24 protein-coding genes and 1 riboswitch are annotated in these 25,698 nt (G+C 71.7%); of the genes, 7 read left to right on the top strand and 17 right to left on the bottom strand.

The genetic code is table 11. The annotated features are described in order from the left end of the window. Positions 1 to 3 precede the first annotated feature (3 nt). The 3 genes from ACQEVS_RS24665 to ACQEVS_RS24655 are packed head-to-tail and all read right to left on the bottom strand — an operon-like array spanning position 4 to position 2,926. On the bottom strand, positions 4 to 828 hold the full coding sequence (locus ACQEVS_RS24665) for an ABC transporter permease (protein ID WP_433023657.1): 825 nt from the start codon (positions 826 to 828) through the stop codon (positions 4 to 6). After that, a complete protein-coding gene (locus tag ACQEVS_RS24660) occupies positions 828 to 1,745 on the bottom strand; it encodes an ABC transporter permease (protein ID WP_433023656.1) in 918 nt (305 codons plus the stop codon). Before ACQEVS_RS24660 ends, ACQEVS_RS24665 begins: the two co-directional genes overlap by 1 nt. Beyond that, on the bottom strand, positions 1,742 to 2,926 hold the full coding sequence (locus ACQEVS_RS24655) for an ABC transporter ATP-binding protein (RefSeq protein ID WP_433023655.1): 1,185 nt from the start codon (positions 2,924 to 2,926) through the stop codon (positions 1,742 to 1,744). The genes ACQEVS_RS24660 and ACQEVS_RS24655 overlap by 4 nt, the downstream gene beginning before the upstream one ends. Before the next feature lie 463 nt (positions 2,927 to 3,389). Here ACQEVS_RS24655 and ACQEVS_RS24650 point away from each other — a divergent pair, with 463 nt between their 5' ends. Then, positions 3,390 to 3,995: an NADAR family protein gene (locus tag ACQEVS_RS24650; protein WP_433023654.1), complete on the top strand. Its 606-nt coding sequence runs from the start codon at positions 3,390 to 3,392 to the stop codon at positions 3,993 to 3,995. On the opposite strand, the gene ACQEVS_RS24645 is transcribed toward ACQEVS_RS24650, so the two are convergent. Further along, positions 3,941 to 4,786: a DUF4190 domain-containing protein gene (locus ACQEVS_RS24645; protein ID WP_433023653.1), complete on the bottom strand. Its 846-nt coding sequence runs from the start codon at positions 4,784 to 4,786 to the stop codon at positions 3,941 to 3,943. The genes ACQEVS_RS24650 and ACQEVS_RS24645 overlap by 55 nt on opposite strands. A gap of 107 nt (positions 4,787 to 4,893) precedes the next feature. Between ACQEVS_RS24645 and ACQEVS_RS24640 the strand changes: the two genes are divergently transcribed. Further along, positions 4,894 to 5,928: an adenosine deaminase gene (locus ACQEVS_RS24640; protein ID WP_433023652.1), complete on the top strand. Its 1,035-nt coding sequence runs from the start codon at positions 4,894 to 4,896 to the stop codon at positions 5,926 to 5,928. Positions 5,929 to 6,001: 73 nt separating this feature from the next. Continuing rightward, a complete protein-coding gene (locus ACQEVS_RS24635; RefSeq protein ID WP_433023651.1) occupies positions 6,002 to 6,685 on the top strand; it encodes a glycerophosphodiester phosphodiesterase in 684 nt (227 codons plus the stop codon). Positions 6,686 to 6,718: 33 nt separating this feature from the next. Here the strand turns inward: ACQEVS_RS24635 and ACQEVS_RS24630 are convergent, their stop codons facing one another. The 3 genes from ACQEVS_RS24630 to ACQEVS_RS24620 all read right to left on the bottom strand — a co-directional run bounded on the left by ACQEVS_RS24630 (position 6,719) and on the right by ACQEVS_RS24620 (position 10,170). Continuing rightward, positions 6,719 to 7,882, bottom strand: a complete 1,164-nt coding sequence (locus ACQEVS_RS24630; protein WP_433027880.1) for a polyamine ABC transporter substrate-binding protein — start codon at positions 7,880 to 7,882, stop codon at positions 6,719 to 6,721. Between the two features lie 139 nt (positions 7,883 to 8,021). Continuing rightward, on the bottom strand, positions 8,022 to 8,606 hold the full coding sequence (locus ACQEVS_RS24625) for a Uma2 family endonuclease (RefSeq protein WP_433023650.1): 585 nt from the start codon (positions 8,604 to 8,606) through the stop codon (positions 8,022 to 8,024). Positions 8,607 to 8,718: 112 nt separating this feature from the next. Then, positions 8,719 to 10,170, bottom strand: a complete 1,452-nt coding sequence (locus tag ACQEVS_RS24620) for a gamma-aminobutyraldehyde dehydrogenase (RefSeq protein ID WP_433023649.1) — start codon at positions 10,168 to 10,170, stop codon at positions 8,719 to 8,721. Between the two features lie 165 nt (positions 10,171 to 10,335). Here ACQEVS_RS24620 and ACQEVS_RS24615 point away from each other — a divergent pair, with 165 nt between their 5' ends. From ACQEVS_RS24615 to ACQEVS_RS24600, 4 genes are all read left to right on the top strand, one after another. Then, entirely contained in the window at positions 10,336 to 10,857 is a 522-nt protein-coding gene (locus tag ACQEVS_RS24615) for an Lrp/AsnC family transcriptional regulator (RefSeq protein ID WP_433027877.1), read from the top strand. Further along, entirely contained in the window at positions 10,842 to 12,221 is a 1,380-nt protein-coding gene (locus ACQEVS_RS24610; protein WP_433023648.1) for an aspartate aminotransferase family protein, read from the top strand. The genes ACQEVS_RS24615 and ACQEVS_RS24610 overlap by 16 nt, the downstream gene beginning before the upstream one ends. Positions 12,222 to 12,510: 289 nt before the next feature. Continuing rightward, positions 12,511 to 13,248: an ABC transporter ATP-binding protein gene (locus ACQEVS_RS24605; protein ID WP_433023647.1), complete on the top strand. Its 738-nt coding sequence runs from the start codon at positions 12,511 to 12,513 to the stop codon at positions 13,246 to 13,248. After that, positions 13,230 to 14,024: a hypothetical protein gene (locus ACQEVS_RS24600; protein WP_433023646.1), complete on the top strand. Its 795-nt coding sequence runs from the start codon at positions 13,230 to 13,232 to the stop codon at positions 14,022 to 14,024. The genes ACQEVS_RS24605 and ACQEVS_RS24600 overlap by 19 nt, the downstream gene beginning before the upstream one ends. Before the next feature lie 615 nt (positions 14,025 to 14,639). On the opposite strand, the gene ACQEVS_RS24595 is transcribed toward ACQEVS_RS24600, so the two are convergent. The 10 genes from ACQEVS_RS24595 to rpsB form a co-directional block, all read right to left on the bottom strand. Next, positions 14,640 to 15,566: a hypothetical protein gene (locus ACQEVS_RS24595; protein WP_433023645.1), complete on the bottom strand. Its 927-nt coding sequence runs from the start codon at positions 15,564 to 15,566 to the stop codon at positions 14,640 to 14,642. 120 nt (positions 15,567 to 15,686) lie between these two features. Further along, positions 15,687 to 16,730 (bottom strand): ABC transporter ATP-binding protein, encoded by a 1,044-nt coding sequence (locus tag ACQEVS_RS24590; RefSeq protein WP_433023644.1) that lies wholly within the window; start codon positions 16,728 to 16,730, stop codon positions 15,687 to 15,689. Further along, on the bottom strand, positions 16,730 to 18,415 hold the full coding sequence (locus ACQEVS_RS24585; protein WP_433023643.1) for an ABC transporter permease: 1,686 nt from the start codon (positions 18,413 to 18,415) through the stop codon (positions 16,730 to 16,732). The genes ACQEVS_RS24590 and ACQEVS_RS24585 overlap by 1 nt, the downstream gene beginning before the upstream one ends. Then, positions 18,391 to 19,488 carry a thiamine ABC transporter substrate-binding protein gene (locus tag ACQEVS_RS24580; RefSeq protein ID WP_433023642.1) on the bottom strand — a complete coding sequence of 366 codons (1,098 nt, stop codon included), beginning with the start codon at positions 19,486 to 19,488 and terminating at the stop codon, positions 18,391 to 18,393. The genes ACQEVS_RS24585 and ACQEVS_RS24580 overlap by 25 nt, the downstream gene beginning before the upstream one ends. Continuing rightward, a riboswitch (TPP riboswitch) is annotated at positions 19,484 to 19,589 on the bottom strand. (Overlaps the previous gene by 5 nt.) Before the next feature lie 68 nt (positions 19,590 to 19,657). After that, on the bottom strand, positions 19,658 to 20,764 hold the full coding sequence (gene rlmN / locus ACQEVS_RS24575; RefSeq protein ID WP_433023641.1) for a 23S rRNA (adenine(2503)-C(2))-methyltransferase RlmN: 1,107 nt from the start codon (positions 20,762 to 20,764) through the stop codon (positions 19,658 to 19,660). 144 nt (positions 20,765 to 20,908) lie between these two features. Beyond that, positions 20,909 to 22,036, bottom strand: coding sequence for a phosphatidate cytidylyltransferase (locus tag ACQEVS_RS24570; RefSeq protein ID WP_433023640.1), 1,128 nt, complete (start codon positions 22,034 to 22,036; stop codon positions 20,909 to 20,911). Next, positions 22,036 to 22,593, bottom strand: coding sequence for a ribosome recycling factor (gene frr / locus ACQEVS_RS24565; protein WP_433023639.1), 558 nt, complete (start codon positions 22,591 to 22,593; stop codon positions 22,036 to 22,038). The genes ACQEVS_RS24570 and frr overlap by 1 nt, the downstream gene beginning before the upstream one ends. A gap of 169 nt (positions 22,594 to 22,762) precedes the next feature. Beyond that, complete coding sequence (gene pyrH, locus ACQEVS_RS24560; protein WP_004944811.1) at positions 22,763 to 23,542, bottom strand: UMP kinase; 780 nt, start codon at positions 23,540 to 23,542, stop codon at positions 22,763 to 22,765. 160 nt (positions 23,543 to 23,702) lie between these two features. Continuing rightward, positions 23,703 to 24,539 carry a translation elongation factor Ts gene (gene tsf / locus ACQEVS_RS24555; RefSeq protein WP_398264007.1) on the bottom strand — a complete coding sequence of 279 codons (837 nt, stop codon included), beginning with the start codon at positions 24,537 to 24,539 and terminating at the stop codon, positions 23,703 to 23,705. Between the two features lie 178 nt (positions 24,540 to 24,717). After that, the gene (rpsB, locus tag ACQEVS_RS24550) at positions 24,718 to 25,596 is read right to left on the bottom strand and encodes a 30S ribosomal protein S2 (protein ID WP_433023638.1); all 879 of its coding nucleotides are present in this window, start codon (positions 25,594 to 25,596) and stop codon (positions 24,718 to 24,720) included. Between the last annotated feature and the right edge of the window lie 102 nt (positions 25,597 to 25,698).

Genomic DNA, 25,698 nt, shown 5'->3' with positions numbered 1-25,698 from the left:
TTCTCAGCTCCTTCGGCTGCCTCTTCGTCTGTTCTTCCGGCGTCCGGCCAGCTGTCCGGCCAGGACGCACAGGACGGCGACGGCGAACATCGCCGTGCCGACGACATTGATCTGAACGGGAGTGCCCCGCTGGGCGGCTCCCCAGACGTACATGGGGAAGGTCACAGTGGAGCCGGCGTTGAAGTTGGTGATGACGAAGTCGTCGAAGGAGAGCGCGAACGACAGCAGCGCCCCGGCCGCGATGCCGGGCGCGGCGATCGGGAGGGTGACGCGGAGGAACGTCTGGAGGGGCGTGGCGTAGAGGTCCTGCGCGGCCTGTTCGAGGCGCGGGTCCATGCTCGCCACCCGGGCCTTGACAGCCGTGACGACGAAGCTCAGGCAGAACGTGATGTGGGCGATGAGGATCGTCCAGAAGCCGAACGCGACCCCGGTGTTGAGGAAGAGGGTGGCCATCGAGGCGGCCATCACCACCTCGGGCATCGCCATCGGCAGGAACACCAGACCGCTCACCCCGCCGCGCCCCCGGAAGCGGTGCCGGGCCAGGGCGAACGCGGCGAGGGTGCCGAGCACGGTGGCGCCCACGGTGGCCCAGAGGGCGATCCAGAGGCTGAGCGAGAGCGAGCCGCACAGGCCGGCGACGTCGCAGGGGTGCGTCCAGGCGTCCGTGGAGAACTCCCGCCACTCGTAGTTGAAGCGGCCGGCGGGCTTGTTGAACGAGAAGACGGTGACGATGACGTTGGGCAGCAGCAGGTAGGCGAGGGTGCCCAGGCCGGCGATCACCACCAGGTGGCGGCGGAGCCGGCGGAGCGGGCGGGCGACGGTGCGCATCAGACGACCTCCTCCGTCCCGGCCCGGCGCAGGTAGACGGTGACCAGCGCGAGGATCACGGCCATCAGCAGGAAGGACAGCGCGGCGGCGGTCGGGTAGTCGAGGACGCGCAGGAACTGCGACTGGACGACGTTGCCGATCATCTTCTGGTCCGGGGAGCCGAGCAGTTCGGCGTTGATGTAGTCGCCCGCGGCCGGGATGAAGGTGAGCAGCGTGCCGGCCACGACACCGGGCGTGGACAGCGGGAAGGTCACCCGGCGGAACGTGGTGAGGGGCCCCGCGTAGAGGTCGCCCGCGGCTTCGTGGAGCCTGCCGTCGATGCGTTCCAGGGAGGTGTAGAGCGGCAGGATCATGAAGGGCAGGAAGTTGTAGGTGAGGCCGCAGACGACGGCGAGCGGGGTGGCGAGGAGCCGGTGCCCCTCGGTGACGCCGAGCGCGTCGGTCAGGCCGAGGACGTGCAGCGAGTCGAGGGCGCCGACGACCGGCCCGCCGTCGGAGAGGATCGTCTTCCAGGCCAGCGTGCGGATCAGGAAGCTGGTGAAGAACGGCGCGATGACCAGCACCATCAGCAACGTGCGCCAGCGGCCGGCCCGGAAGGCGATGAGGTACGCGAGCGGGTAGCCGAGCAGCAGGCAGAGCACGGTCGCGGCGGTGGCGTAGCCGATCGAGCGGAGGAACTGGGGCCAGTAGGTGCTCAGGGCGTCCCAGTAGGTGGCGAAGTGCCAGGTGACCCGGAAACCGTCCTCCAGCGAGCCGGTCTGGACGGAGGTCGACGCCTGGTAGACGAGGGGGGCCACGAAGAAGACCAGCAGCCAGAGGACGCCGGGGAGGAGCAGCCAGTAGGGGACGCGCCGGCCTGTGCCGGAGGGGCGGGCAGGGGTGACGTCCTGGGCGGTGTCGGGGGCGGCCGTCGTCATGAGGGGGCCTCCCCCAGGTCCACGTCGGTGCCCGCCTCGATGCGCTGCGCGGCGTCCAGTCCGAAGCCGTGGCCGGGGTTCCAGTGCAGGAGCACCTCGGCGCCGGGGACCAGCCGGGGGTCGCGGTCGACGTTCTGGGCGTAGACGGACAGGCCGGTGCCGCCCGTGGCGACCGGGGCGTCCACGAGGTACTGCGTGGAGACGCCGATGAAACTCGCGGAACTGATGCGTCCGCGCAGCCGGTTGCGGCCCTCGGGCACGGTCCCGGCGTCGTCGGCATGGGTGAGCGCGATCTTCTCCGGCCGTATGCCGACGAGGACCTTGCCGCCCGGGCGCGCGGGGACCTGGCAGCGGGCGGCGGGCAGCGCGAGCTTGCCGTCGGCGGCGCGCAGCACGAGGTCGTCGCCGGAGGCGTCGAGGACGTCCGCGGTGATGAGGTTGGAGGTGCCCAGGAAGTTGGCGACGAAGGTGGTGCGCGGGGTCTCGTAGAGCTCGGCGGGGGCGCCGAGCTGCTCCACCCGGCCGGCGTTCATCACGGCCACGGTGTCGGCCATCGTCATGGCCTCCTCCTGGTCGTGCGTGACGTGCACGAAGGTGATGCCGACCTCGGTCTGGATCCGCTTGAGCTCCAGCTGCATCTGGCGGCGGAGCTTGAGGTCCAGGGCGCCCAGCGGCTCGTCGAGCAGCAGCACTTGGGGGTGGTTGATGAGCGCCCGGGCGACGGCCACGCGCTGCTGCTGGCCGCCGGAGAGCTCGTGCGGCCGGCGCCGGGCCAGGTCACCGAGCTGGACGAGGTCGAGCATCTCGCCGACCTGCTTGCGCACCGACTTCACCCCGCGCCGGCGCAGGCCGAAGGCGACGTTCTCGTGGATGTCGAGGTGCGGGAAGAGGGCGTAGCTCTGGAAGACGGTGTTCACCGGGCGCTTGTACGGCGGCAGGGCGGTCACGTCCCGGCCGGCGAGGACGACGCTGCCCGCGGTGGGGGTCTCCAGGCCGGCGATCATGCGCAGGGTGGTGGTCTTGCCGCAGCCGGAGGCCCCGAGCAGGGCGAAGAAGGAACCCGCGGGGACGGAGAGGTCCAGCGGGTGCACGGCCGTGAACGCGCCGTAGCGCTTGCTGATCCCGGCCAGGCGGACGTCGGTTCCGCTGCCGCCGGGGCCGCTCGGGGCGGTTGCAGTCATGGGTGTGGATCCATCGGATGTGGGGGCGTAGAGCACATAACAGTGACATACGGACGGGGGTGTCCGCGTACGGGCCGTGCGGGTACCGCATCGCTCACTCCTCCGCTGCCCGCCCGGCCCGGGCCCGGAGCGGTCCCAGCCGTCGTTCCTAACGGATGTGATCGCCGATCCTGGCAGAGGAGGCGGGCCACAACAAGAGATTCCGTCGTGGAGATTTGGATCCACGACGGAATCAGTGCTGCGGGGTGAGGGTCACGCGGTGCGGTCCCGACGGCACGTCACCGGGTCGCCGCCGGTCCGCCGTCGGTACGGCATCGACCGCCGGACGGGCGCTCGGACCGGACGAGACGATCTTCTCATTGCCCGCCTCGTGCTCCTTGCGCCGGCCCGCCGCCATATTCACTCTGCGTTGTCAGTGGCGGGTGCCAGAATGGTCGGCATGTCGAGGGGAACGGGGAATGACATGGTGAACAGGGGTGTGGCGGGCGCGCGGACCGTCGAGGAGCTGACGGCGGCCATTACGCATGGTGAGCACCCGAAGTACGTCTTCTTCTGGGGGCACCGGCCGCGGCGGGACGGCTCGGCGGGGCCGGGCTGCTTCAGCCAGTGGTGGCCGTCGCCCTTCACGGTGGACGGCACGGTCTACGCGACGGCGGAGCACTGGATGATGGCGGGCAAGGCCCGGCTGTTCGGCGACGCCGAGGCCGAGGCCCGGGTGCTGGCGGCGGGCCACCCCAAGCAGGCGAAGGACGCCGGCCGGACGGTACGCGGCTTCGACGAGGAGGAGTGGCGGCGGCACCGCTTCGAGCTCGTCGTGGCGGGCAGCGTGCACAAGTTCGGCCACCACCCGGAGCTGCGCGCGTACCTGCTCGGCACCGGGAGCCGGGTGCTGGTGGAGGCCAGCCCGCTGGACCGGGTGTGGGGCATAGGTCTCGCCGCGGACGACGAACGCGCCGCGGACCCGGCCCGCTGGAACGGGCTGAACCTGCTGGGCTTCGCCCTGATGGAGGCGCGTCAGCGGCTGGCCGACGGCACCAGCGGCCCCCGGCCGGAGGCGCCCGCCGCGTAGCCGCCGACAGCGCCGGGCGGGCCGGACGCCCGGTAGGTCACGTCGGTGATCTCGGTGATGTCGGGATCGTCACCGTAGGGGTCGTCGTGCGAAGGGTCGTCCGGGGTGTTGAGGACCAGGACGAGCATGGCGACGGAGGCGGCCAGCCCGAGCGCCCCGAGGATCAGCCCGGCCAGGGCCTGGCCCCGGTTGGTCGCCACGCCCCGGACGGCCTTCGCACGCCCGACGGCGCCGAATATGACGGCGAGGACACCGAGCACCAGCCCCAACACCACGGAGACCGCGAGGACGAGCGACACGATACCGAGCACGAGGGCGGCCGTGCCGAAGCCGTTGTCGGGGACGGCCGGCGCCATGGGCGCCACCGGCCCGTGGTACACCGGCAGTCCCGGGCCGCCGGGGTAGCCCGGGGCGTACGCCGGGCCGGGGCCCGCGTAGGGGCCGGGCCCCTGGGGCGCGGCGCCGTACGCCGGGTACGCCGGCCCGTACGGCGCGCCGGGCCGCGGAACGTTCGGGAAGCCGGCCGGCGTCCCGTAGGGAGCGGGCGGCCGCCATGCGCTCGGGGTGCCGGGGCCCGTCGGCGCCAGGGGGACGGGCGGCACGACGCCTTCCGTCGGCCGCGGTGCCTGCGGCGGCGGGGCCTGCGGCGGCACGGCCGCGTGCCCCGGCGGGCGGACGGCGTCCGGGCCCTTGCCGAGCGGGACGCGCCCGTCGAGCGGCGCTCCCCGCTCCGGCGGCGCCCACGGGTCGCGGTCCCGCGGCTCCTGCTGCGCACTGCCCGTGTCGGACACTGACCCTCCCCTGCTCACCCGCCATGCTACGGCCTCCCCGACGGCGGCCGAGACCCCCCGCATACGATGATCGGCACCCGCCGACCGACCAGCCCCCGGAGGCCAGCATGTCAGCGCTCGACCCCTTCATCGCCGGCCTGCCCAAGGCCGAGCTGCACGTGCACCACGTCGGCTCGGCCTCCCCGCGCATCGTCGCCCAGCTGGCCGCCCGGCACCCGGACTCCCCGGTGCCCACCGACCCCGAGGCACTGGCCGACTTCTTCACCTTCCGCGACTTCGCGCACTTCATCGAGGTCTACCTCTCGGTCGTCGACCTCGTCCGCGACGCCGAGGACGTCCGGCTGCTGACTTTCGAGATCGCCCGGGACATGGCCCGGCAGAACATCCGCTACGCGGAGCTGACGGTCACGCCCTTCAGCTCGGTGCGGCGCGGCATCCCCGACGTGGCCTTCGTCGAGGCGATCGAGGACGCCCGCAAAGCGGCCGAGGCCGAGCTGGGCGTGGTGCTGCGCTGGTGCTTCGACATCCCCGGCGAGGCCGGTTTGGAGGCGGCCGAGGAGACCGCCCGCATCGCCTGCGACCTGCGGCCGGACGGCCTGGTCTCGTTCGGCCTCGGCGGCCCGGAGATCGGCGTCCCCCGCCCGCAGTTCAAGCCGTACTTCGACCGCGCCATCGCCGCCGGGCTGCACAGCGTGCCGCACGCCGGCGAGACCACCGGCCCGGAGACCATCTGGGACGCGCTGACCGCGCTGCGCGCCGAGCGCATCGGCCACGGCACCAGCGCCCCGCGGGACCCCCGGCTGCTGGCCCATCTCGCCGAGCACCGCATCCCGCTGGAGGTCTGCCCGACCTCCAACCTGGCCACCCGGGCCGTGACCGACATCGAGCGGCACCCGATCCGGGAGATGGCCGCCGCGGGCATCCTGGTCACCGTCAACAGCGACGACCCGCCGATGTTCGGCACCGACCTCAACAACGAGTACGCGGTCGCCGCCCGGCTGCTGGAGCTCGACGCCCGCGGCGTCGCGGACCTCGCCAAGAACGCCGTCGAGGCGTCGTTCATGGACGCGGCGGGCAAGGCGCGGCTCGCCGCGGAGATCGACGCGTACACGGACGCGTACACGGCGGCCCACGCGGGCTGACCGGTGGCGGGCGCCCGGCCGGGCCGCCGGGGCCCGTCCGGCGGACCGCGCGCCCTCCGGCCACAATGGGCGGATGCCGATCACCCGCGCCTTCCAGGCCGTCGCCCACCGCGGCGACCCGTACGTCCACCGCGAGAACACCCTGCCGTCCATCCGCTCCGCCCGGCGGGCCGGGGCGGCGGCGGTGGAGATCGACGTCCGCCTCACCCGCGACGGGGTGCCCGTCCTGCTGCACGACGCCACCCTGCGCCGGCTGTGGGGCCACGACCGCGCCCTCGCCTCGGTGACCGCCGAGGAGCTGCGCGCCCTGACCGGCGGCGGGGTGCCGACGCTGCGGGAGACGCTGGCGGAGGACGGCCCCGGGCGGCTGTTCGTCGATCTCCCGGACCCCTCGGCGGCGTCCGCGGCCGTCGCGGAGGTGCACGCGTCGGGGGCCGCCGGCCGCGTCTACTACTGCGGCGGCACCGACTCCATGCGCGAGGTGCGGCGGGCCGACCCGGAGGCGGAGATCGCCCTCACCCGGACCACCCTGACCCCGCCCCCCGCGACCCTGCTCGCCGCGGTCCGCCCGCACTGGCTCAACTACCGCTTCGGGCTGGTGAGTCCGGAACTGGTCGCCCGGCACCACGCCGACGGCTACCTGGTCTCCGCGTGGACGGCCGACACCCGGCGTTCCATGCGGCGCCTGCTGGCCGCCGGCGTCGACTCGATCACGACGAACCGGGTGGGCACCCTCCGGTCGCTGCTGGCCTCCTGAACCACACCGCCCGCACGGCGCGGCCGGGACGTGTCAGAGGCCCACGATCTCGTTCCACTCCTTCGCGAACCCCGGCCGTTCCTTCGCCGTGATGTCGCGTGCCGTCGCCAGCCGCTTCCGCATGTCGTCCGTCGGGAAGATCAGCGGGTTCCCCGCCAGCTCGGCGAGGTCCTTGTCCTTCGACGAGGCGAGCACGTCCCGCGCGGCGGGCACCGGGCAGACGTAGTTGACCGCCGCGGCCAGCTCCGCCGCCACCTCGGGCCGGTAGTAGTGGTCGATCAGCTGCTCGGCGCTCGCCTTGTGCCGGGCGAGGTCCGGGATCATCAGGCTCTCCGCCCACAGCTCCGCGCCCTCCTCCGGCACCACGAAGGCGATGTCCGGGTTGTCGGCCTGGAGCTGGATGATGTCACCGGAGTACGCCTGGCAGGCCAGCACGTCGCCCGACGACAGCTCCTTGATGTAGTCGTTGCCGGTGAACCGGCGGATGTGCCGCTTGGCGACCAGGCGGCGCAGCCGGTCCGTCATGCGGTGGAAGTCGTCGGCGGTCCACCGGGTGACGTCGACGCCGTCGCCCAGCATCAGCAGGGTGAACGCCTCGTCCATCCCGGACAGCAGGGTGACCCGGCCGCGCAGGTCGTCCTTCCACAGCTCGGCCGTGCTGCGGATCTCGCGGCCCAGCTTCTTGCGGTGGTAGGCGATGCCGGTGATCCCGGACTGCCAGGGCACGGTGTGCTTGCGGCCGGGGTCGAACGACGGCTTGCGGAGCAGCGGGTCGAGGTGCCGGGCGACGTTCGGCTGCGCGGCCCGGTCCATCTCCTGCACCCAGCCGAGGCGGACGTAGCGGGCGCACATCCAGTCGCTGACGACGATCAGGTCGCGGCCGGTGTCCTGATGGTTCATCAGGGCGGGGCTGATCTTCCCGAAGAACTCGTCGTTGTCGTTGATCTCCTCGGTGTACTTCACCGAGACGCCGCTGCGCTTCTCGAACGCCTCCAGCGTGGGCCGGCGGCCGGGATGCTTCTCGTCGGTGTCGATGTACAGCGGCCAGTTGGCGAACGACAGGCGCCGGTCGGTGGCGGAACGATCCTTCGCGGCGCGGTCGCCGGGGGCGATGTAGGCGGCCGGCACTCCACAGCCGGCGAGCGCGGCGGCACCCGCGCCGGCGACCGTCGCGCGCAGCAGGGAGCGGCGGGACAGGTGCTTCACGGGCTTCTCTCGCATGACGGCAGGATGGGGGAGGCGATCTTCACGGACAAGGGGCGGGGTGTCCGGAGACCGGGGGTGCCGGCAGACGCTTCGCCGGGCCGTCGATGATACGGGAACGCCGGGGGCAGGGTCAGTCGCGGGGGAACTTGTCGGTGGCGATCGTCAGGCCGAGCGGGGTGCAGGTGAGGTCGATCGGATCGCCGAAGTCGACGGTGACCTCGCTCCGGTAGGTGTCGCCCTTCGGAGACGTGAAGACGTGGCACTGCCCGCTGTACGGGTCGGCGATCACGTAGACGGGTACCTCCGCCTCGGCGTACGTCTGCTTCTTGGGTCCGTAATCGTTGACCGCGGTTCCCTGGGAGATGACCTCCACGATCAGTTCCGCGTCGGACGGGGAGAACCTTCCCTTGCCGTCGGGCGTCGCCCCGTCGGCGATCTTCACGAGATCGGGACAGAACCCGTTCAGGTAGCCCGGGAAGTCGATGCGCACGTCCGAGTCGATTTCGGCGTCTTCGCCGAAGTGCTGACGGAGCCGACAGGCGATCTCAAAAATGATCTTCCAGTGCGTACGACGCTGCGGCGACATGTGGACGACCCCCCGGACAACCTCGACCCTGTATCCCTCGGGGACCGGCTCCAGCTGGTCGAACAGCTCATCCAGGCTGAGGCCATCGTTGTCGGTCACGGCGATCCTGTCCGTCAATTCGACTGTCATCGTGCCGCTCCTCCCCCTCCCGCGCGTACGTACGCGCAGCCGCACGGTAAAACGATAAACGCGGGCCCGGGACACGGCCTGTCCCGGAACCCGCGTTCGGACGCGTGGGACGTCAGCCCAGCGACGTCATCACGTGCTTGATCCGCGTGTAGTCCTCGAACCCGTACGCCGACAGGTCCTTCCCGTAGCCGGACTTCTTGAAGCCACCGTGCGGCATCTCCGCGACCAGCGGGATGTGGGTGTTGATCCACACGCAGCCGAAGTCCAGCCGCTTGGACATCCGCATGGCCCGCGCGTGGTCCTTGGTCCACACCGACGAGGCGAGGGCGTACTCGACGCCGTTGGCGTGGGCGACGGCCTGGTCCTCGTCCGTGAAGGACTGGACGGTGATGACCGGGCCGAAGACCTCGTTCTGGACGATCTCGTCGTCCTGCTTGAGGCCGGAGACGACGGTCGGGGCGTAGAAGTAGCCCTTGTCGCCGACGCGGTGGCCGCCGGCCTCGACCTTGGCGTGGGCGGGGAGGCGGTCGATGAAGCCGGCCACCTGCTTCAGCTGGTTCGCGTTGTTGAGCGGGCCGTAGAGCACGTCCTCGTCGTCCGGCCGGCCGGTCTTCGTGTCGGCCGCGGCCTTGGCGAGGGCGGTGACGAACTCGTCGTGGACGGACTCGTGGACGAGCACGCGGGTGGCGGCCGTGCAGTCCTGGCCGGCGTTGAAGTAGCCGGCCATGGCGATGTCCTCGACGGCCTTGGCGAGGTCGGCGTCCTCGAAGACGACGACGGGCGCCTTGCCGCCGAGCTCCAGGTGGACGCGCTTGACGTCCTTGGCGGCGGACGCGGCGACCTGCGTGCCGGCCCGCACGGAGCCGGTGACGGAGGCCATGGCGGGCACCGGGTGCTCGACCATCAGGCGGCCGGTGTCGCGGTCGCCGCAGACGACGTTGAAGACGCCCTTGGGGTGGCCGAGCTCCTCCAGCACGCCGCCGATGATCTCGGCGAGCAGCACGGTGGAGGCGGGCGTGGTGTCGGACGGCTTGAGGACGACGGTGTTGCCCGCGGCGAGGGCCGGGGCGAACTTCCAGACGGCCATCATCATCGGGTAGTTCCAGGGGGCGACCTGGGCGCAGACGCCCACCGGCTCGCGGCGGACGATGGAGGTCATCCCCTCCATGTACTCGCCGGCCGAGCGGCCCTCCAGCAGCCGGGCGGCGCCCGCGAAGAAGCGGATCTGGTCCACCATCGGCGGGACCTCTTCGCTGCGGGTGAGGGCGAGGGGCTTGCCGGTGTTCTCCGACTCGACGGTGATCAGGTCCTCGGCCCGCGCCTCGATCGCGTCGGCGATCTTGAGCAGGACCTTCTGGCGCTCGGCCGGGACCAGGTCGCGCCAGGCCGGGAACGCCTCCTCGGCGGCGGCCATCGCGGCGTCCACGTCGGCGGCGCCGGACAGCGGAGCGGTGGCGTACACCTCGCCCGTGGCCGGGTTGACCACGTCGGTGGTCCGCCCGTCCGCGGCGTCCCGGAACTCCCCGTTGATGTAGTTGCGCAACCGGCGCGGCTCGGTGGTCACGGTGTGCACCTCTCCTGTGAGATGTCCGAAGGGTGAGACGTCCAGCCTAGCCAGGAGGACCACGTTTTCGATATACCCACCAGCCAGGAGCAACGGAATCGGTGATTCAGGGGGCCGGTCACAACGGATTTCATCGTCGGTCGCTTGTCACACGGCGGACTCCTCATGCAGAGTGGCCGGGTGGCCACTCGCAACGCGGATTCAGCGGTTTCAGCGGTTTCGAAGGGCGCCCACGGCGCGCCGCCCCTCGACGCCGTCTCCCTGGCGATCATCGAGCAGCTCCAGGAGGACGGGCGCCGGCCCTACGCCGCCATCGGCAAGGCCGTGGGGCTGTCCGAGGCGGCCGTCCGGCAGCGCGTGCAGAAGCTGCTGGACCAGGGCGTGATGCAGATCGTCGCGGTCACCGACCCGCTCACCGTGGGCTTCCGCCGGCAGGCCATGATCGGGATCAATGTCGAGGGGGACCTCGACCCGGTCGCCGACGCCCTCACCGCGATGGACGAGGTGGAGTACGTCGTGGTGACGGCCGGCTCCTTCGACCTGCTCATCGAGGTCGTCTGCGAGGACGACGACCACCTGCTGGACGTCATCAACAAGCGCGTCCGCGTGCTGCCCGGTGTGCGCTCCACCGAGAGTTTCGTCTACCTCAAGCTCCGCAAACAGACCTATACATGGGGAACCCGATAGCCGTGAGCAAGGACCTCTCCCAGACGGCGTACGACCACCTGTGGATGCACTTCACCCGCATGTCGTCGTACGAGAACGCCCCCGTGCCGACGATCGTGCGCGGCGAGGGCACGTACATCTACGACGACAAGGGCAAGCGCTATCTGGACGGCCTGGCCGGGCTGTTCGTGGTCCAGGCGGGCCACGGCCGCGCCGAACTGGCCGAGGCCGCCGCCAAGCAGGCGCAGGAGCTGGCCTTCTTCCCGGTGTGGAGCTACGCCCACCCCAAGGCGATCGAACTGGCCGAGCGGCTGGCCCACTACGCGCCCGGCGACCTCAACAAGGTCTTCTTCACCACGGGCGGCGGCGAGGCCGTCGAGACGGCGTGGAAGCTGGCGAAGCAGTACCACAAGCTCACCGGCAACCCCGGCAAGTACAAGGTGATATCCCGCGCGGTGGCCTACCACGGCACCCCGCAGGGCGCGCTGGCCATCACCGGACTCCCGGCTCTCAAGGCCCCCTTCGAACCCCTGGTCCCCGGCGCCCACAAGGTGCCCAACACCAACTTCTACCGCGCGCCGATCCACGGCGACGACCCCGAGGCGTTCGGCCGCTGGGCCGCCGACCAGATCGAGCAGCAGATCCTCTTCGAGGGTGCCGACACCGTCGCCGCCGTCTTCCTGGAGCCGGTGCAGAACGCCGGCGGCTGCTTCCCGCCGCCGCCCGGCTACTTCGCGCGGGTGCGCGAGATCTGCGACCGGTACGGCGTACTCCTCGTCTCCGACGAGGTCATCTGCGCCTTCGGCCGGCTCGGGACGATGTTCGCCTGCGACAAGTTCGGCTACGTCCCGGACATCATCACCTGCGCCAAGGGCATGACCTCCGGCTACTCCCCCATCGGCGCGGCCGTGGTCTCCGACCGGATCGCCGAGCCGTTCTTCAAGGGGAAGAACACCTTCCTGCACGGCTACACCTTCGGCGGCCACCCCGTCTCGGCCGCCGTCGCGCTGGCCAACCTCGATCTGTTCGAGCGCGAGGGCCTCAACCGGCACGTGCTCGACAACGAGCCGGCCTTCCGCGCCACCCTGGAGAGGCTGCGCGACCTGCCGATCGTCGGCGACGTGCGCGGCGACGGCTTCTTCTACGGCATCGAGCTGGTGAAAGACAAGGCCACCAAGGAGTCGTTCACGCCCGAGGAGTGCGAGCGGCTGCTCTACGGCTTCGTGTCCAAGCGGCTGTTCGAGGAGGGCCTCTACTGCCGGGCCGACGACCGCGGCGACCCGGTCGTCCAGCTCGCCCCGCCGCTCATCGCCGACCAGGGCACGTTCGACGAGATCGAGCAGATCCTCCGCGGAGTCCTCACCGAGGCGTGGACGCGCATCTGACGTCCTGACGGGTCCGGCGGGGGCCCGCGCGCGCCACGTCGGCGGTGTGCGCGGGCCCCTGCCGATGTGCCGTCCGCTCCTTCCCGCCCCTTGAGGCCGTTTCCGCACCCGCACACCCTCTTCGCACCCTCGCGCCATGAGCCCGATGGGAGGAAAGTGGACCACTCCCGCGCCGAGCCTGGACCGGGGCCAGGATCCCCGTTCCGTACGGTGCCAGTGACCCAATGGCCCCCGGTTCGTTCACCCGGACAGGGGAACGGACCCTCCAGCGACCCGAGGTGTGCTCGAAATGGTGGCCCCGCCGGACAACGACGTGCTCTGGGCACGCGGCCTGCACTACTCCTACAACGGTTCTCCCGCCCTCGCAGGCGTGTCCATCGGCATCCGCGAGGGCGAGGTCCTCGCGGTCACCGGGCCGCGCGGCGCGGGGAAGACCACCCTCCTCAAGTGCCTCTCGGGCCAGCTCGTCCCCGACTCCGGCGAGGTCTGGTTCAACAGCGCGCCGGTGCACACCCTCCCCCGCGCGGGGCGTGAGCGCCTGCGGCGCGAGCGGTTCGGCTGGATCGACAGCACCCCGCACCTGGTGCCCGAGCTGACCGGCTGGGAGAACGCCGCGCTCCCCCTGCTCGCCCGGGGCGCCGGCCACCGCACGGCCAAACAGGCCGCCGCCGAGTGGCTGGAACGCCTCGACGTGGGCGACTGCGCCCGCAAACGGCCCGCCGCGCTCTCCCGCGCCCAGTGCCAGCGGATCTCCGTCGCCCGCGCCCTGGCCTGCGAGCCCAGCGTCGTCTTCGCCGACGACCCCACCGCGCCGCTGCACAGCACCGACCGGGCCCAGGTCCTGCGCACCCTCATCACCGCGGCCCGCTCGCACCACATCACCGTCGTCCTCGCGACGCCGGACGACGAGGGCGCCGCGCTCGCCGACCGGGCGGTCGGCCTCGCCGACGGCCGCCGGGGCGGCGGCATCCCCGCACCGGACGCGCCCGACGGGGAGGGCAGGGCCGCGTGCTCAGTCTCCGCCTGACCCGGGGCGCGCACCCGCTCGTCCTGCTGCGGCGCGTGCTGGTCGCCGCCGCCGCGGCGGGCGCCGCCTTCCTGCTGCTCTGCGCCCTCGGGTACGCCGTCGCGCACCCGAAGCGGCCGGAGGAGGGGGTCGTGCGGCTGCTGTGGTGCGCGGTCCCCTGCGCGGCGGTCGTGCACTTCGCCCTGGCGGTGGCCCGGACGGACCCCGCCACCCGGCCCCGGGACGGGCTCGACGCGATCGGTCTCGGCCCGGTGCGGCTCGCCCTGCTGGCGGCCGCCTCGACGGCCGTCACCTGCGCTCTCGGCAGCGGCGCGGCCCTGCTCGCCTACCTCGAACTGCGCGGTGACCTCGGTGGCACCCCGCTGAGCGGTACGGCGAACCGGCTGCTGGACGGCGGCCACGCCCTGCCGTGGGCCGCCACCGTGACCTTGCTCGCCCTGCTGCCCGCCGTGAGCGCCGGCGTGTGCGCCCTCGTCCTGCGCCCGCGTGAGGAGCAGCGCAAACGCCGCCCGGGCCCGGCACACGCCCGGCCGCAGCCGGACGGCGCCCCGGCGCCGCGGCGCGGCGCGTCCCCCGGCCCTCGTACGCCGGGCTCCCGTGGGGCATCGCCGTCATCGCCACCGGCCTGGCGTTGGTGGCGTACGTGGGCCACGCGCCCGTACCCGAACCGGGCCGGCTGCTCGCTCTCCCCGGCCAGGACGGCGGTGCCTCCCCCGGCCTCCTCGGCGGCTGGCTGCTCACCGTTTTCGGCCTGGTCCTGGCCGGCCCGGGGCTGACGCACTGGTGCGGGGCCGCGCTCGCGGCCGGCCGGCCCGGTCCGGTCCGGATGCTGGCCGGGCGGATGCTCCAGGACGCGGCGACGCGCCTGGGCCGGCCGCTGGGCGTGCTCTGCGCGGTCGCCGCGGGCTCGCTGGCCGCCGCCGAGCTCTACGGGGTGGCCTGGGAGGGCGCGGGCCCCCGGCCGTTCGGCCCGCTCACCGGGCTGGGCGCGGCCGTGGTCATGGCCTGCGCGACCGCCACGGCGATCACGGCGGCGCTGGATACGCGGCAGGTGCGGTCCGAGACCACGGCGGCGCTGCTGCGGCTCGGCTTGCCGGGCTCTTTGCTGCGCGGCGCCGCCGCCGTGCGGATGGCCGCGCTGGTGGTCGTGCTGGCTCCACTGACGTGGGTGGTCGCGGAGTTGGCGGCGTTGCCGCTGACGCGGTGAGGGTGCCCCGGTCCCGCCCTTTCGCCGTTTCTTGCGGGGGCTCCGCCCCCGCACCGCCGAAATTGCGCTCCGCGCGGTTGTCCTCAAACGCCGGACGGGCTGATTCAGCCCGTCCGGCGTTTGAGGACAAGGGGGTCTGGGGCGCAGCCCCAGGAAACGGTGAAAGGGCGGGACCGGGGCACTCCTACACGCGCTGCACCGGCGCCTTCGCCTCGTCCACAGCGGGCGGTGTCGCCCCGTGACTGTCGGGCTCCCCAAACCAGGCAACGGCGACCGCGCCCGCCACGGCCAGGATGAATCCCAGGACGGCCACCCAGGCGAACCCCTCCCGAGAAGCGTCCCCGAGCAGCAGCACGCCGATGATGCCCGGCAGAATCGTCTCGCCGACGACCAGCGCCGCCGTCGCACCGTTGACCGAACCGATCTGCAGGGCCACCGTGTGCAGGTACATGCCCACGCCACCGGAGATCAGGATCGCGTAGAGAGCCGGGTCGGCGAGGAGGGTGGGCAGGTGGAACGGGTCGATGCCGTCGAGGATGCGCACCCCGACCCCGATGGCGCCGAAGCCCAGTCCGGACAGCAGACCGGCGAGGATCGCGGCCCGAGACCCCATCAGACGCACCGCCACCGTGCCACCGGCCATGAGCACCACGGAGATGATCAGCAGCCACCAGTGCGTGGACCGCGCGGTATGACCGCTTCCCTCGTGCCCGGCGGCCGTCGCGAGCAGCACCAAAGCGGCGCAGACGACGGCGATGGACGCCCATTCGGGACGCTTGAGCCGGACGCCGAGCAGCTTGATGCTGAGCAGCGCGGTGACGATCAGGTTGGCGCTGATGACCGTCTGGGAGAGGAAGAGGGGCAGCATCCGGGCCGCGAGGGCGCCGAGACCGAAGCCGAGGAAGTCCAGGACCGAACCGACCATGAACTCCCAGGTCACGGCGGCCTTGGCGGTGGAGGACAGGCTGGGTCCGCCGTGCTGGGTCACGCCCGCCTCGGGGGACGAGGCCGCCTCCCGCAGGGCGGATTTCCGCGATCCGACGGCTTGCAGGACCGAACCCGTGCCGTAGCACGCCGAGGCCGCGACAGCCGTCACCAGGCCGATGATCACCAATTGCTCCGTTCGCCAATGAACCGCCTGCTCCTGAACCAGACGTTCAACGCGGCGCCGAAGTTGCCTAGGGTCAAGAAAAGGTCAAGAAAAAAAGAGGGCGCCTTCTCGCCGTATCGCTCAGCTGCCCAGCACTACCACGTGCTCGGCGTCGAACGCGACCCCGGTACGTGTACCCACCTCCGGCGCGCACGCCAGCGCGCACGCCGCCTGAAGCGCCGGGCCCCGTTCCGGGCGGAGCGAGAGCAGCACGTGGTCGCCCCGGAAGGTCCGGGCCGTGACCTCGCACGGGAGGCCGTCCGTCACCAGCCGGACGCCGCCGGGGCGCACCAGGAGCGAGCACGGGCCCTCCGCCGCGCCCGCCGGGACGGGCACCTTGCCCCACGGGGTGTCGGCCCGGTCGCCGGTGACGGTCGCGGGGACGACGTTGTCGAAACCGAGGAAGCGGGCCACGAACTCCGAGGCGGGCCGCCGCCAGACCTCCAGGGGCGTCCCCTGCTGGGCGATCCGGCCGTCCCGCATCACCACCACCCGGTCGGCGAGCGCGAACGCCTCGCCTTGGTCGTGGGTGACCGCCAGCACGGTCGTGCCGAGCCGCCCGAACAGCTGCCGCAGCTCGGTCACCAGCCGCTCGCGCAGGCTCCGGTCTAGCTGGCCCAGGGGCTCGTCGAGCATCAGCAGTCGGGGGCTCGGGGCGAGCGCCCGGGCCAGCGCGACGCGCTGCTGCTCGCCGCCGGACAGCGCCGCGACGGACCGCCGCCCGGCGCCCGGCAGGCCCACCAGGTCGAGGAGTTCGGCGACCCGCCGCCGGGCCTCGTCGCGTCCGGCGCCGCGGGTGCGCAGCCCGAAGGCGACGTTCGCGGCCACGTCCCGCTGCGGGAACAGCTGGTGGTCCTGGAACATCAGCCCCACGCCCCGCCGGTGCACGGGCACCCCGCCGACGTCCTCGCCGGACAGGAAGACCCGCCCGGCGTCGGCCCGCTGGAGCCCGGCGACCACCCGCAGCAGCGTGGACTTGCCGCTGCCGCTGGGGCCGAGGACGCAGACGACCTCGTGTTCGGCGACGTCGAGGCCGACGGCGTCCAGAACGGTCCGGTCGCCGAACCGGACGGTGACGCCTTCCAGGCGCAGCATCGGAGCGGGCGATTTCAGGGCGGGCTGCATCAGAACTCCCCCGTGCGGTCGGTGCGTACGCGTTCCAGCACCAGCAGCGCCACGGCGCACACCAGCATCAGGATCGTGCTCAGGGCCATCGCCTGCCCGTAGTTCAGCTCCCCGGGACGGCCCAGCAGCCGGGCCACGGCCACGGGAAGAGTGGGGTTGTCGGGACGGGCGATGAAGACGGTGGCGCCGAACTCGCCCAGGGAGACGGCGAAGGCGAAGCCCGCCGCGACGGCCAGCGCCCGGCCGACCATCGGCAGGTCCACCTCACGCCAGACCCGCAGCGGGGACGCGCCGAGCACCGCCGCGGCCTCCCGCAGGCGGGGGTCGACGGCGCGCAGCACCGGCAGCATCGTCCGCACCACGAACGGCACCCCGACCAGCGCCTGGGCCAGCGGCACCAGGATCCAGGACGTCCGCAGGTCCAGCGGCGGCTCGTCCAGAGCGATCAGGAAACCGAAGCCGACGGTCACGGCGGAGGTGCCCAGCGGCAGCATCAGCAGCGCGTCGAAGCCGCGGACCAGCCGGCCCTCGCGCCGGGTGAGCGCGGCGGCGGCCAGGCCGCCGACGACGACCGCGATGGCGGTCGCCGCGAGGCCGTACGCGAGCGAGTTGCCGATCGTCTCCAGCGGGGCGACGCCGAGCACGCCGTCGTCCCCGGCCGAGGCCAGGGCGCGGTAGAAGGCCAGGCCGTAGCCGTCGGGTCCGTCGAAGGAGCGCAGCACGAGCACCGCGAGCGGCAGCACGAGCAGGGCGGCCACACTGGCCAGGACGGCGGTCAGCAGTCCCCACTGGGCGGCGCCGCGCGGCCGGCGCGCGGTGCGGCGCGCGTCCACCAGGCGCAGGACGGATTCTCGTCGGCGCACGGTCCAGGCGTGCACCAGGAGCAGCGCGGCGACGGCGGCGAACTGGACGAGGGTGAGGACGGCGGCCGTCGGCAGGTCGAGCAGCTCGGCGGTCTGCCGGTAGATCTCCACTTCCAGCGTGGCGTAGCGCGGGCCGCCGAGGATCTGGACGGCGCCGAAGGAGGTGAAGGTGAAGAGGAAGACCATCAGCGCCGCGGCGGCGACGGCCGGGGCGAGGGCGGGCAGGGTGATCCGCCGCCAGGCCGCGAACCGGCCGGCGCCGAGCACCCGCGCGGCCTCCTCCTGCCGGGGGTCGAGCTGGGCCCAGAGCCCGCCGACGGTCCGGACGACCACGGCGTAGTTGAAGAAGACGTGGGCGAGCAGGATCGCCCAGACGGAGTTGTCGAGCCTGACGCCCCACAGCTCGTCGAGGAGCCCCCGCCGCCCGAGCAACGCCAGGAAGGCCGACCCGGCCACCACCGTGGGCAGCACGAACGGGACGGTGACCACCGCCCGCAGCAGCCCCTTGCCGGGGAAGTCGAAGCGAGCCATGACGTACGCGCCGGGGAGCGCGAGCACCAGCGTGAGCGCCGTGGAGGCCGCCGCCTGCCAGGTGGTGAACCACAGGACGTGCCCGGTCGCCGGATCGGTGAGCACCTCGCCGATCCGCCCGAACCGCCACCGCCCGTCCGCCTTCAGCCCCCGCGTGACGATCGCGGCCACCGGATAGGCGAAGAAGAGGCCGAAGAAGGCGAGCGGGACGGCCATCAGGCCGAGGCGGACGCCCGTCCCCCGCGCTCCGCGGTCCTTCGGTGCGGTTACTTCAGGACGATCGAGGACCATGCCTTGACCCACTGATCACGGTTCTTCGCGATCTTCTCGGGGGCGAGCGTCTGCGGGGCGTCGACCGTCGCGCCGAACTTGGTGAACAGCTCGGGCAGCTTCGCGTCCGTCACCACCGGCTTGACGTACATGCTCAGCGGCACGTCCTCCTGGAACCGCTTGCTCAGCAGGAAGTCCAGCAGCGCCTTGCCGCCCTTGGCGTTCTTCGCGCCCTTGAGCAGCCCGGCGTACTCGGTCTGCCGGAAGCAGGTGCCGGTCGCGACGCCGGTCGGCGCCTCGTCCGCCGACTTCGGCTGCTGCTTCATGCCCTGCACCTCGGCCGGCGGGCTGGACGCGTAGGAGACGACGAGCGGCCGGTCGCCCTTGGCCTTGCGGCCGGCGGCGGAGCCGGAGAAGCGGTCGTTGTACGCCTGCTCCCAGCCGTCGACGACCTCGACGCCGTTGTCCTTGAGCTTCTTCCAGTAGTCCTGCCAGCCCTCGTCCCCGTACTTGCCGACGGTCGCGAGCTGGAAGGCGAGGCCCGGGGAGGAGGTGGCCGCGTTCTCGGTGACCAGCAGGCCCTTGTACTCGGGCTTCACCAGATCGTCGAGGGTCTTCGGCGGCGTCAGCTTGTGGTCGGTGAAGTAGGCGCGGTCGTAGTTGACGCAGATGTCACCGGAGTCGACCGGTGTCACCCGGTGCTCGGCGTCGTCGGCCCGGAACTCCTTCGTCACCCGGTCCAGGCCCTTGGCCTCGTACGGCTCGAAGATCCCGTTGTCGAGGGCGCGGGACAGCAGCGTGTTGTCCACGCCGAAGAACACGTCGCCCTGCGGGTGGCTCTTGGAGAGGATCGCCTGGTTCACCGCCCGCCCGGCGTCGCCGCTCTTGAGCGTCTTGACCTTGTAGCCGGTCCGTGCGGTGAACTCCTTGAGCACGTCCGGGGAGGCGACGAACGACTCGTGCGAGACGAGGGTGACCGTCTTGCCGCCGTCCGTCTCCTTGGCCTCGTCGGAGCCTCCGCAGGCCGCGAGGGCCGGGACGGCCAGGGCGGTGACGGCGGCGGCGCCCAGGGCACGCCGGAGGGTGGTGTTCATGGTCGAGCTGACTCCCTACGCCGGTACTAACCGGATCAGGTCCGAGGGTCTGCGGCGCGGGCCGCACTCTCAGCGCTGTGTGCGCTCCCCTGTCGGATTGTTCATTTGTACGAGCGGTGCGAGTGCACCGTACCAGTGCGCCCGCCCGCTCCCCCGCCCTCGGCGGGGCTCAGCGCTCGGTCGCCGCCAGCTGGCCGCAGGCGCCGTCGATCTCCTGGCCGCGCGTGTCCCGGACGGTGACCGGGACGCCGTGCGCGGCGATCGCCGCGACGAACGCCCGCTCGTCCTCCGGGCGGGACGCCGTCCACTTGGAGCCCGGCGTGGGGTTCAGCGGGATCAGGTTGACGTGCACCCGCTTGCCCTTGAGCAGCCGGCCCAGCAGGTCGCCGCGCCACGCCTGGTCGTTGATGTCCCGGATCAGGGCGTACTCGATGGAGATCCGGCGGCCGGACTTCTCCGCGTACTCCCAGGCCGCGTCCAGGACCTCGCGGACCTTCCAGCGGGTGTTGACCGGGACGAGGGTGTCGCGCAGCTCGTCGTCGGGCGCGTGCAGCGAGACCGCGAGGCGGCACTTGAAGCCCTCGTCGGCGAACCGGTGCATCGCCGGCACCAGGCCGACGGTGGAGACGGTGATGCCGCGCTGCGACAGCCCGAGGCCGTCGGGCTCCGGGTCGGTCAGCCGGCGGATGGCGCCGACGACGCGCTTGTAGTTGGCCAGCGGCTCGCCCATGCCCATGAAGACGATGTTCGACAGCCGCGCGGGCCCGCCGGGCACCTCGCCGTCACGCAGCGCCCGCATGCCGTCCACGATCTGGTGCACGATCTCGGCGGTCGACAGGTTGCGGTCCAGACCGGCCTGGCCGGTGGCGCAGAACGGGCAGTTCATGCCGCAGCCGGCCTGTGAACTGATGCACATGGTGACCCGGTCCGGGTAGCGCATCAGGACGGACTCGACGAGCTTGCCGTCGTGCAGCCGCCACAGCGTCTTGCGGGTGGTGTCGTCGTCGCACGAGATGTGCCGCACGACGCTCATCAGCTCCGGCAGCAGCTCGCCCGCGAGCTTCTCGCGGGCGCCGGCCGGGATGTCCGTCCACTGCGCGGGGTCGTGCGCGTACCGCGCGAAGTAGTGCTGGGACAGCTGCTTCGCCCGGAAAGGCTTCTCACCGATGGCGGCGACGGCCTCCTTGCGCTCGGCGGGCGAGAGGTCGGCGAGGTGCCGCGGGGGCTTCTTGGCTCCGCGGGGGGCTACGAAAGTCAGTTCTCCGGGCTTAGGCATGATGTTTCAAGTGTCGCAGATGTGCGGGCGGGGCCCGCCGTCCTGTGGACAACGGGCCCCGCCCGAGGGGAATACGCAGGTCAGCCGAGGTTCAGCCGGCGCTGACGAAAGCGATCGGCGACGGTCACACCACCGGCGCCCTCGTCAGCCCGCGCCGACGAAGGCGACGAGCAACAGCCACACCACCGGCGCCGTCGGCAACAGCGAATCCAGCCGGTCCATGATCCCGCCGTGGCCCGGCAGCAGCCGGCCCATGTCCTTGATGCCCAGGTCCCGCTTGATCATCGACTCGCCGAGGTCGCCCAGGGTCGCGCTCACCGCGACGGCCAAGCCGAGCAGCAGACCCTGCCACCACACACCGTCGTCGATCAGGAAGCGCATGCACAGCGCGCCCGCCACCATGGCGAACAGCACCGCCCCGATCAGGCCCTCGCGGGTCTTGCCGGGGCTGATGCGCGGCGCCAGCTTGCGCTTGCCGAAGCGCCAGCCCACCGCGTAGGCGCCGGTGTCGCTGACCACCGTGAGGACCAGGAAGGTCAGCACCCGCCAGGCACCGTCGTCGGCGGCGAGCATCAGGGCCACGAAGGTGGCCAGGAACGGCACGTAGAACGCGGCGAAGATGCCCGCCGTGACGTCCTTCAGGTAGTCGTCCGGCGGCTCGGTCATCCGCCAGACCAGCACGGCGAGCGCGGTGAGCGCCATGGCCACCCAGGCGCCCTCGGCACCGTCGACGTACCCGGCGACGGTCATCGCGGCCCCGCCGATGGCGAGCGGCACCAGGGGCGCCTTGATGCCCTTGCGCTCGGCGAGCCGGGAGGTGAGCTCCCACAGGCCGACCACCACGGCGATCACGATCACGCCGAGGAAGACGGGCTTGTAGACGAAGAGCGAGGCGACGATGACCGCGCCGAGCCCCAGGCCCACCCCTATCGCGGCCCGCAGATCGCGGCCGGCGCTCTTCTTCCCCGCCTTGGGCGCCTGGGGCGCGGCGGGTTCGTGCGGCCGGATGACGGGCTCCCCTCGGTCACGTTCGTCGCGGTGGTCGTGAACGTCACGCTCGTCGCGTTCGTCACGGAACAGGGGGCCACCGAGGTGAGCGGCCCCCTGGTCACGGTCCTCCTGGTCTCCGCCTGCGTCGGGCACGATCGGCATGGGCCGAGTCTGCGCCGCGACGGCCGCTTCGCGCACTGGACCCGCCGGGAACGGGGTGTGCCGGTCGGCGGATCCCCACTGCCCGGCGCGCGGCGGGGTTCCCCAGGATGCGTCGTTCATCAGACCTCGAGCAGCTCGGCTTCCTTGTGCTTGAGCAGCTCGTCCACCTGCGCCACGTACTTGGCGGTGGTGTCGTCGAGCTCCTTCTCGGCGCGGCGCACCTCGTCCTCGCCGGACTCCTTGTCCTTGACGAGCTTGTCCAGGGCGTCCTTGGCCTTGCGGCGGATGGAGCGGATCGAGACCTTGGCGTCCTCGCCCTTGCCCTTGGCGACCTTGATGAACTCCCGGCGGCGCTCCTCGGTGAGCTCGGGGAAGTTCACCCGGATGATGTTGCCGTCGTTGCTGGGGTTGACGCCCAGGTCGGAGTCGCGGATGGCCTGCTCGATGTTGCGCAGGGCGCTCTTGTCGAACGGGGTCACCACGGCCATGCGCGGCTCGGGGACCGAGAACGACGCCAGCTGGTTGATGGGCGTCAGCGCACCGTAGTAGTCCGCCACGATCTTGTTGAACATCGCCGGGTGGGCACGCCCGGTGCGGATCGCCGCGAAGTCCTCCTTGGCGACCACGACGGCCTTCTCCATCTTCTCCTCGGCTTCGAGGAGGATCTCTTCGATCACCACTTGCTCCTGGTGTTATCAGTAAGCAGAGCCTCGCCCCTGCGCGCGTCTTCTCCTGCACGGTGTCCGACCGGCAGGCGGTTGTCCATCCCCGGGCCGTGGTCTTCCCACGGCTCCGGGTTGCCGTCCGCCGGTGCCCGGGGGCGCGGCGGACGGCCGTACGGGCGTCTCAGTCCCGCGTGCCCTGGTCGCTCACGAGCGTGCCGATCTTCTCACCCTTGACGGCGCGGGCGATGTTGCCCTCGGCGAGCAGCTCGAACACCAGGATCGGCAGCTTGTTGTCCATGCACAGGCTGATGGCGGTGGCGTCGGCGACCTTCAGGCCGCGCGCCAGCACCTCGCCGTACTCCAGGGCGTCGAACTTCACCGCGGCGGGGTTCTTCTTCGGGTCCGAGTCGTAGATCCCGTCGACGCCGTTCTTCCCCATGAGGATCGCCTCGGCGTGGATCTCCAGGGCGCGCTGGGCGGCGGTGGTGTCGGTGGAGAAGTAGGGCATGCCCATGCCGGCGCCGAAGATCACGACGCGGCCCTTCTCCAGGTGGCGCACGGCGCGCAGCGGGATGAACGGCTCGGCGACCTGGCCCATGGTGATGCCGGTCTGGACGCGGGTCTCGACCCCCTCCTTCACCAGGAAGTCCTGGAGGGCGAGGCTGTTCATCACCGTGCCGAGCATGCCCATGTAGTCGGAGCGCGCCCGGTCCATGCCGCGCTGCTGGAGCTCGGCGCCGCGGAAGAAGTTGCCGCCGCCGATGACGACGGCGATCTCGTAGCCCTCGCGGACCACGGCCGCGATCTCCCGGGCGATGGCGTGCACGATATCGGGGTCGACACCGAGCCCTCCGCCGCCGGCGAAGGCCTCGCCGGACAGTTTCAGCAGGAACCGGCGGGGTTTCCCGTGGTCGTCGCTCTTGCCGTCGGCGGCCCTGTGGGCGTCCGCACCCTGATTCATTGGAGTTCTCCTCGTGCACATACGAAGAAGGCCATTGCCGGTGGGTCCTTTCGGTTCCCTGTGCGGCAATGGCCTCCTCGTCACATCAGCGGCCGGCCGGTGACCGGTCGGCTGCGTACGACCCTAGCGGGTCGCGGGTCAATCGCTGCCCTGCCGGGGCTCAGGCGCCGACGCGGATGCGGGCGAAGCGCTTCAGCGTGACGCCGGCCTCGTCCAGGATCTTCTGGACGGTCTTCTTGTTGTCCTTGGCGAAGGGCTGGTCCAGCAGGACCTGCTCCTTGAAGAAGCCGGTGACGCGACCCTCGACGATCTTCGGAAGGGCGGCCTCGGGCTTGCCCTCCTCGCGCGCGGTGGCCTCGGCGACGCGGCGCTCGTTCTCCACGACGTCGGCCGGGATGGCGTCACGGGAGAGGAACTTCGGCGCGAACGCGGCGATGTGCTGCGCGACGTCCTTCGCGACCTCGGCGTTCTCCTTGTCCAGCTCGACCAGGACGCCGACCTGCGGGGGCAGGTCCGCGGCGGTGCGGTGCATGTACGCGGAGACGTAGCCACCGGCGAACGCGGCGAAGCGGTCCACGACGATCTTCTCGCCCAGGGTGGCGTTGGCCTCGTCGATGAACGCCTGGACGGTCTTGCCGGCCTCGATCTCGGAGGCGAGCAGGGCCTCGATGTCGGCGGGGGCGGTCTTGGCGACGTGGGCGGCGAGCGCGTCGGCCACGGCGATGAACTTCTCGCCCTTGGCGACGAAGTCGGTCTCGCACTTCAGCTCGACGATCACACCGGAGGTGTTGTCGTCGGCGATGGAGGAGACGACGGCGCCGTTCTCGGTCGTGCGGGACTCGCGCTTGGCGACGCCCTTCAGGCCCTTGACGCGGACGATCTCGACGGCCTTCTCGAGGTTGCCCTCGGCCTCGTCGAGCGCCTTCTTGCAGTCCATCATGCCGGCGCCGGTGAGCTCACGGAGCTTCTTGACGTCAGCGGCGGTGAAGTTCGCCATCGTTGAAATCCTTCTTGTGCACTGTGCCCCGCCGTGCCGCTCGGCACCCGGCGGGGCAGGTCCGTCTTGAGGTCACCACGACGGCCGGTCCCCGTCCACCGGACGGAATCCGGCCGTGGATCCACCAGGGACGGCGGGGTCACGCTGTGCGTGGCCCCCGCCGTCCGGTACGGCAGGGTCAGGCCTGCTCGGCGTCCGCGGCCGGCTTCTCAGCCTCGGCCTCGGCGGCGGGAGCCTCGGCAGCGGGGGCCTCGGCGGCGGCCGGGGCCTCCTCAGCCTTCTTCTCGCCCTCGAGCAGGTCGCGCTCCCACTCGGCCAGCGGCTCGCCGGCCTTCTCGCCCGGCTTCTGGTCACCGGTCGCGGCACCGGAACGGGCGATGAGGCCCTCGGCGACGGCGTCGGCGATCACACGGGTGAGCAGGGTGACGGAGCGGATCGCGTCGTCGTTGCCCGGGATCTTGTAGTCGACCTCGTCGGGGTCGCAGTTGGTGTCGAGGATGGCGACGACCGGGATGCGGAGCTTGCGCGCCTCACCGACGGCGATGTGCTCCTTCTTGGTGTCCACGATCCAGACGGCGCTGGGCACCTTCTGCATCTCGCGGATACCGCCGAGGGTCTTCTCCAGCTTGGCCTTCTCGCGGGAGAGGACCAGGAGCTCCTTCTTGGTGAGGCCGGAGGCGGCCACATCCTCGAAGTCGATGAGCTCGAGCTCCTTCAGGCGCTGCAGGCGCTTGTAGACGGTCGAGAAGTTGGTGAGCATGCCGCCCAGCCAGCGCTGGTTGACGTAGGGCATGCCGACGCGGGTCGCCTGCTCGGCGATCGCCTCCTGGGCCTGCTTCTTCGTACCGACGAACATGATGGAGCCACCGTGCGCGACGGTCTCCTTCACGAACTCGTAGGCGCGGTCGATGTACGACAGCGACTGGAGCAGGTCGATGATGTAGATGCCGTTGCGCTCCGTGAAGATGAAACGCTTCATCTTCGGGTTCCAACGACGGGTCTGGTGACCGAAGTGGACGCCGCTCTCCAGCAGCTCCCGCATCGTGACGACGGCCATGGCCGTGCTCCTTGTGATACTCGGTTTCCACGGCGGCCGGCCGGCCGCCGCTCCTGACGCCCCGAAGCGTCCGCCGTGCGCCGCTTCCCTGCTGGGAAGCCG

This window comes from Streptomyces sp. CA-181903, from assembly GCF_050937075.1.
Taxonomy (GTDB): Bacteria; Actinomycetota; Actinomycetes; order Streptomycetales; family Streptomycetaceae; genus Streptomyces.
This window is presented reverse-complemented; position numbering and strand designations above follow the sequence as displayed.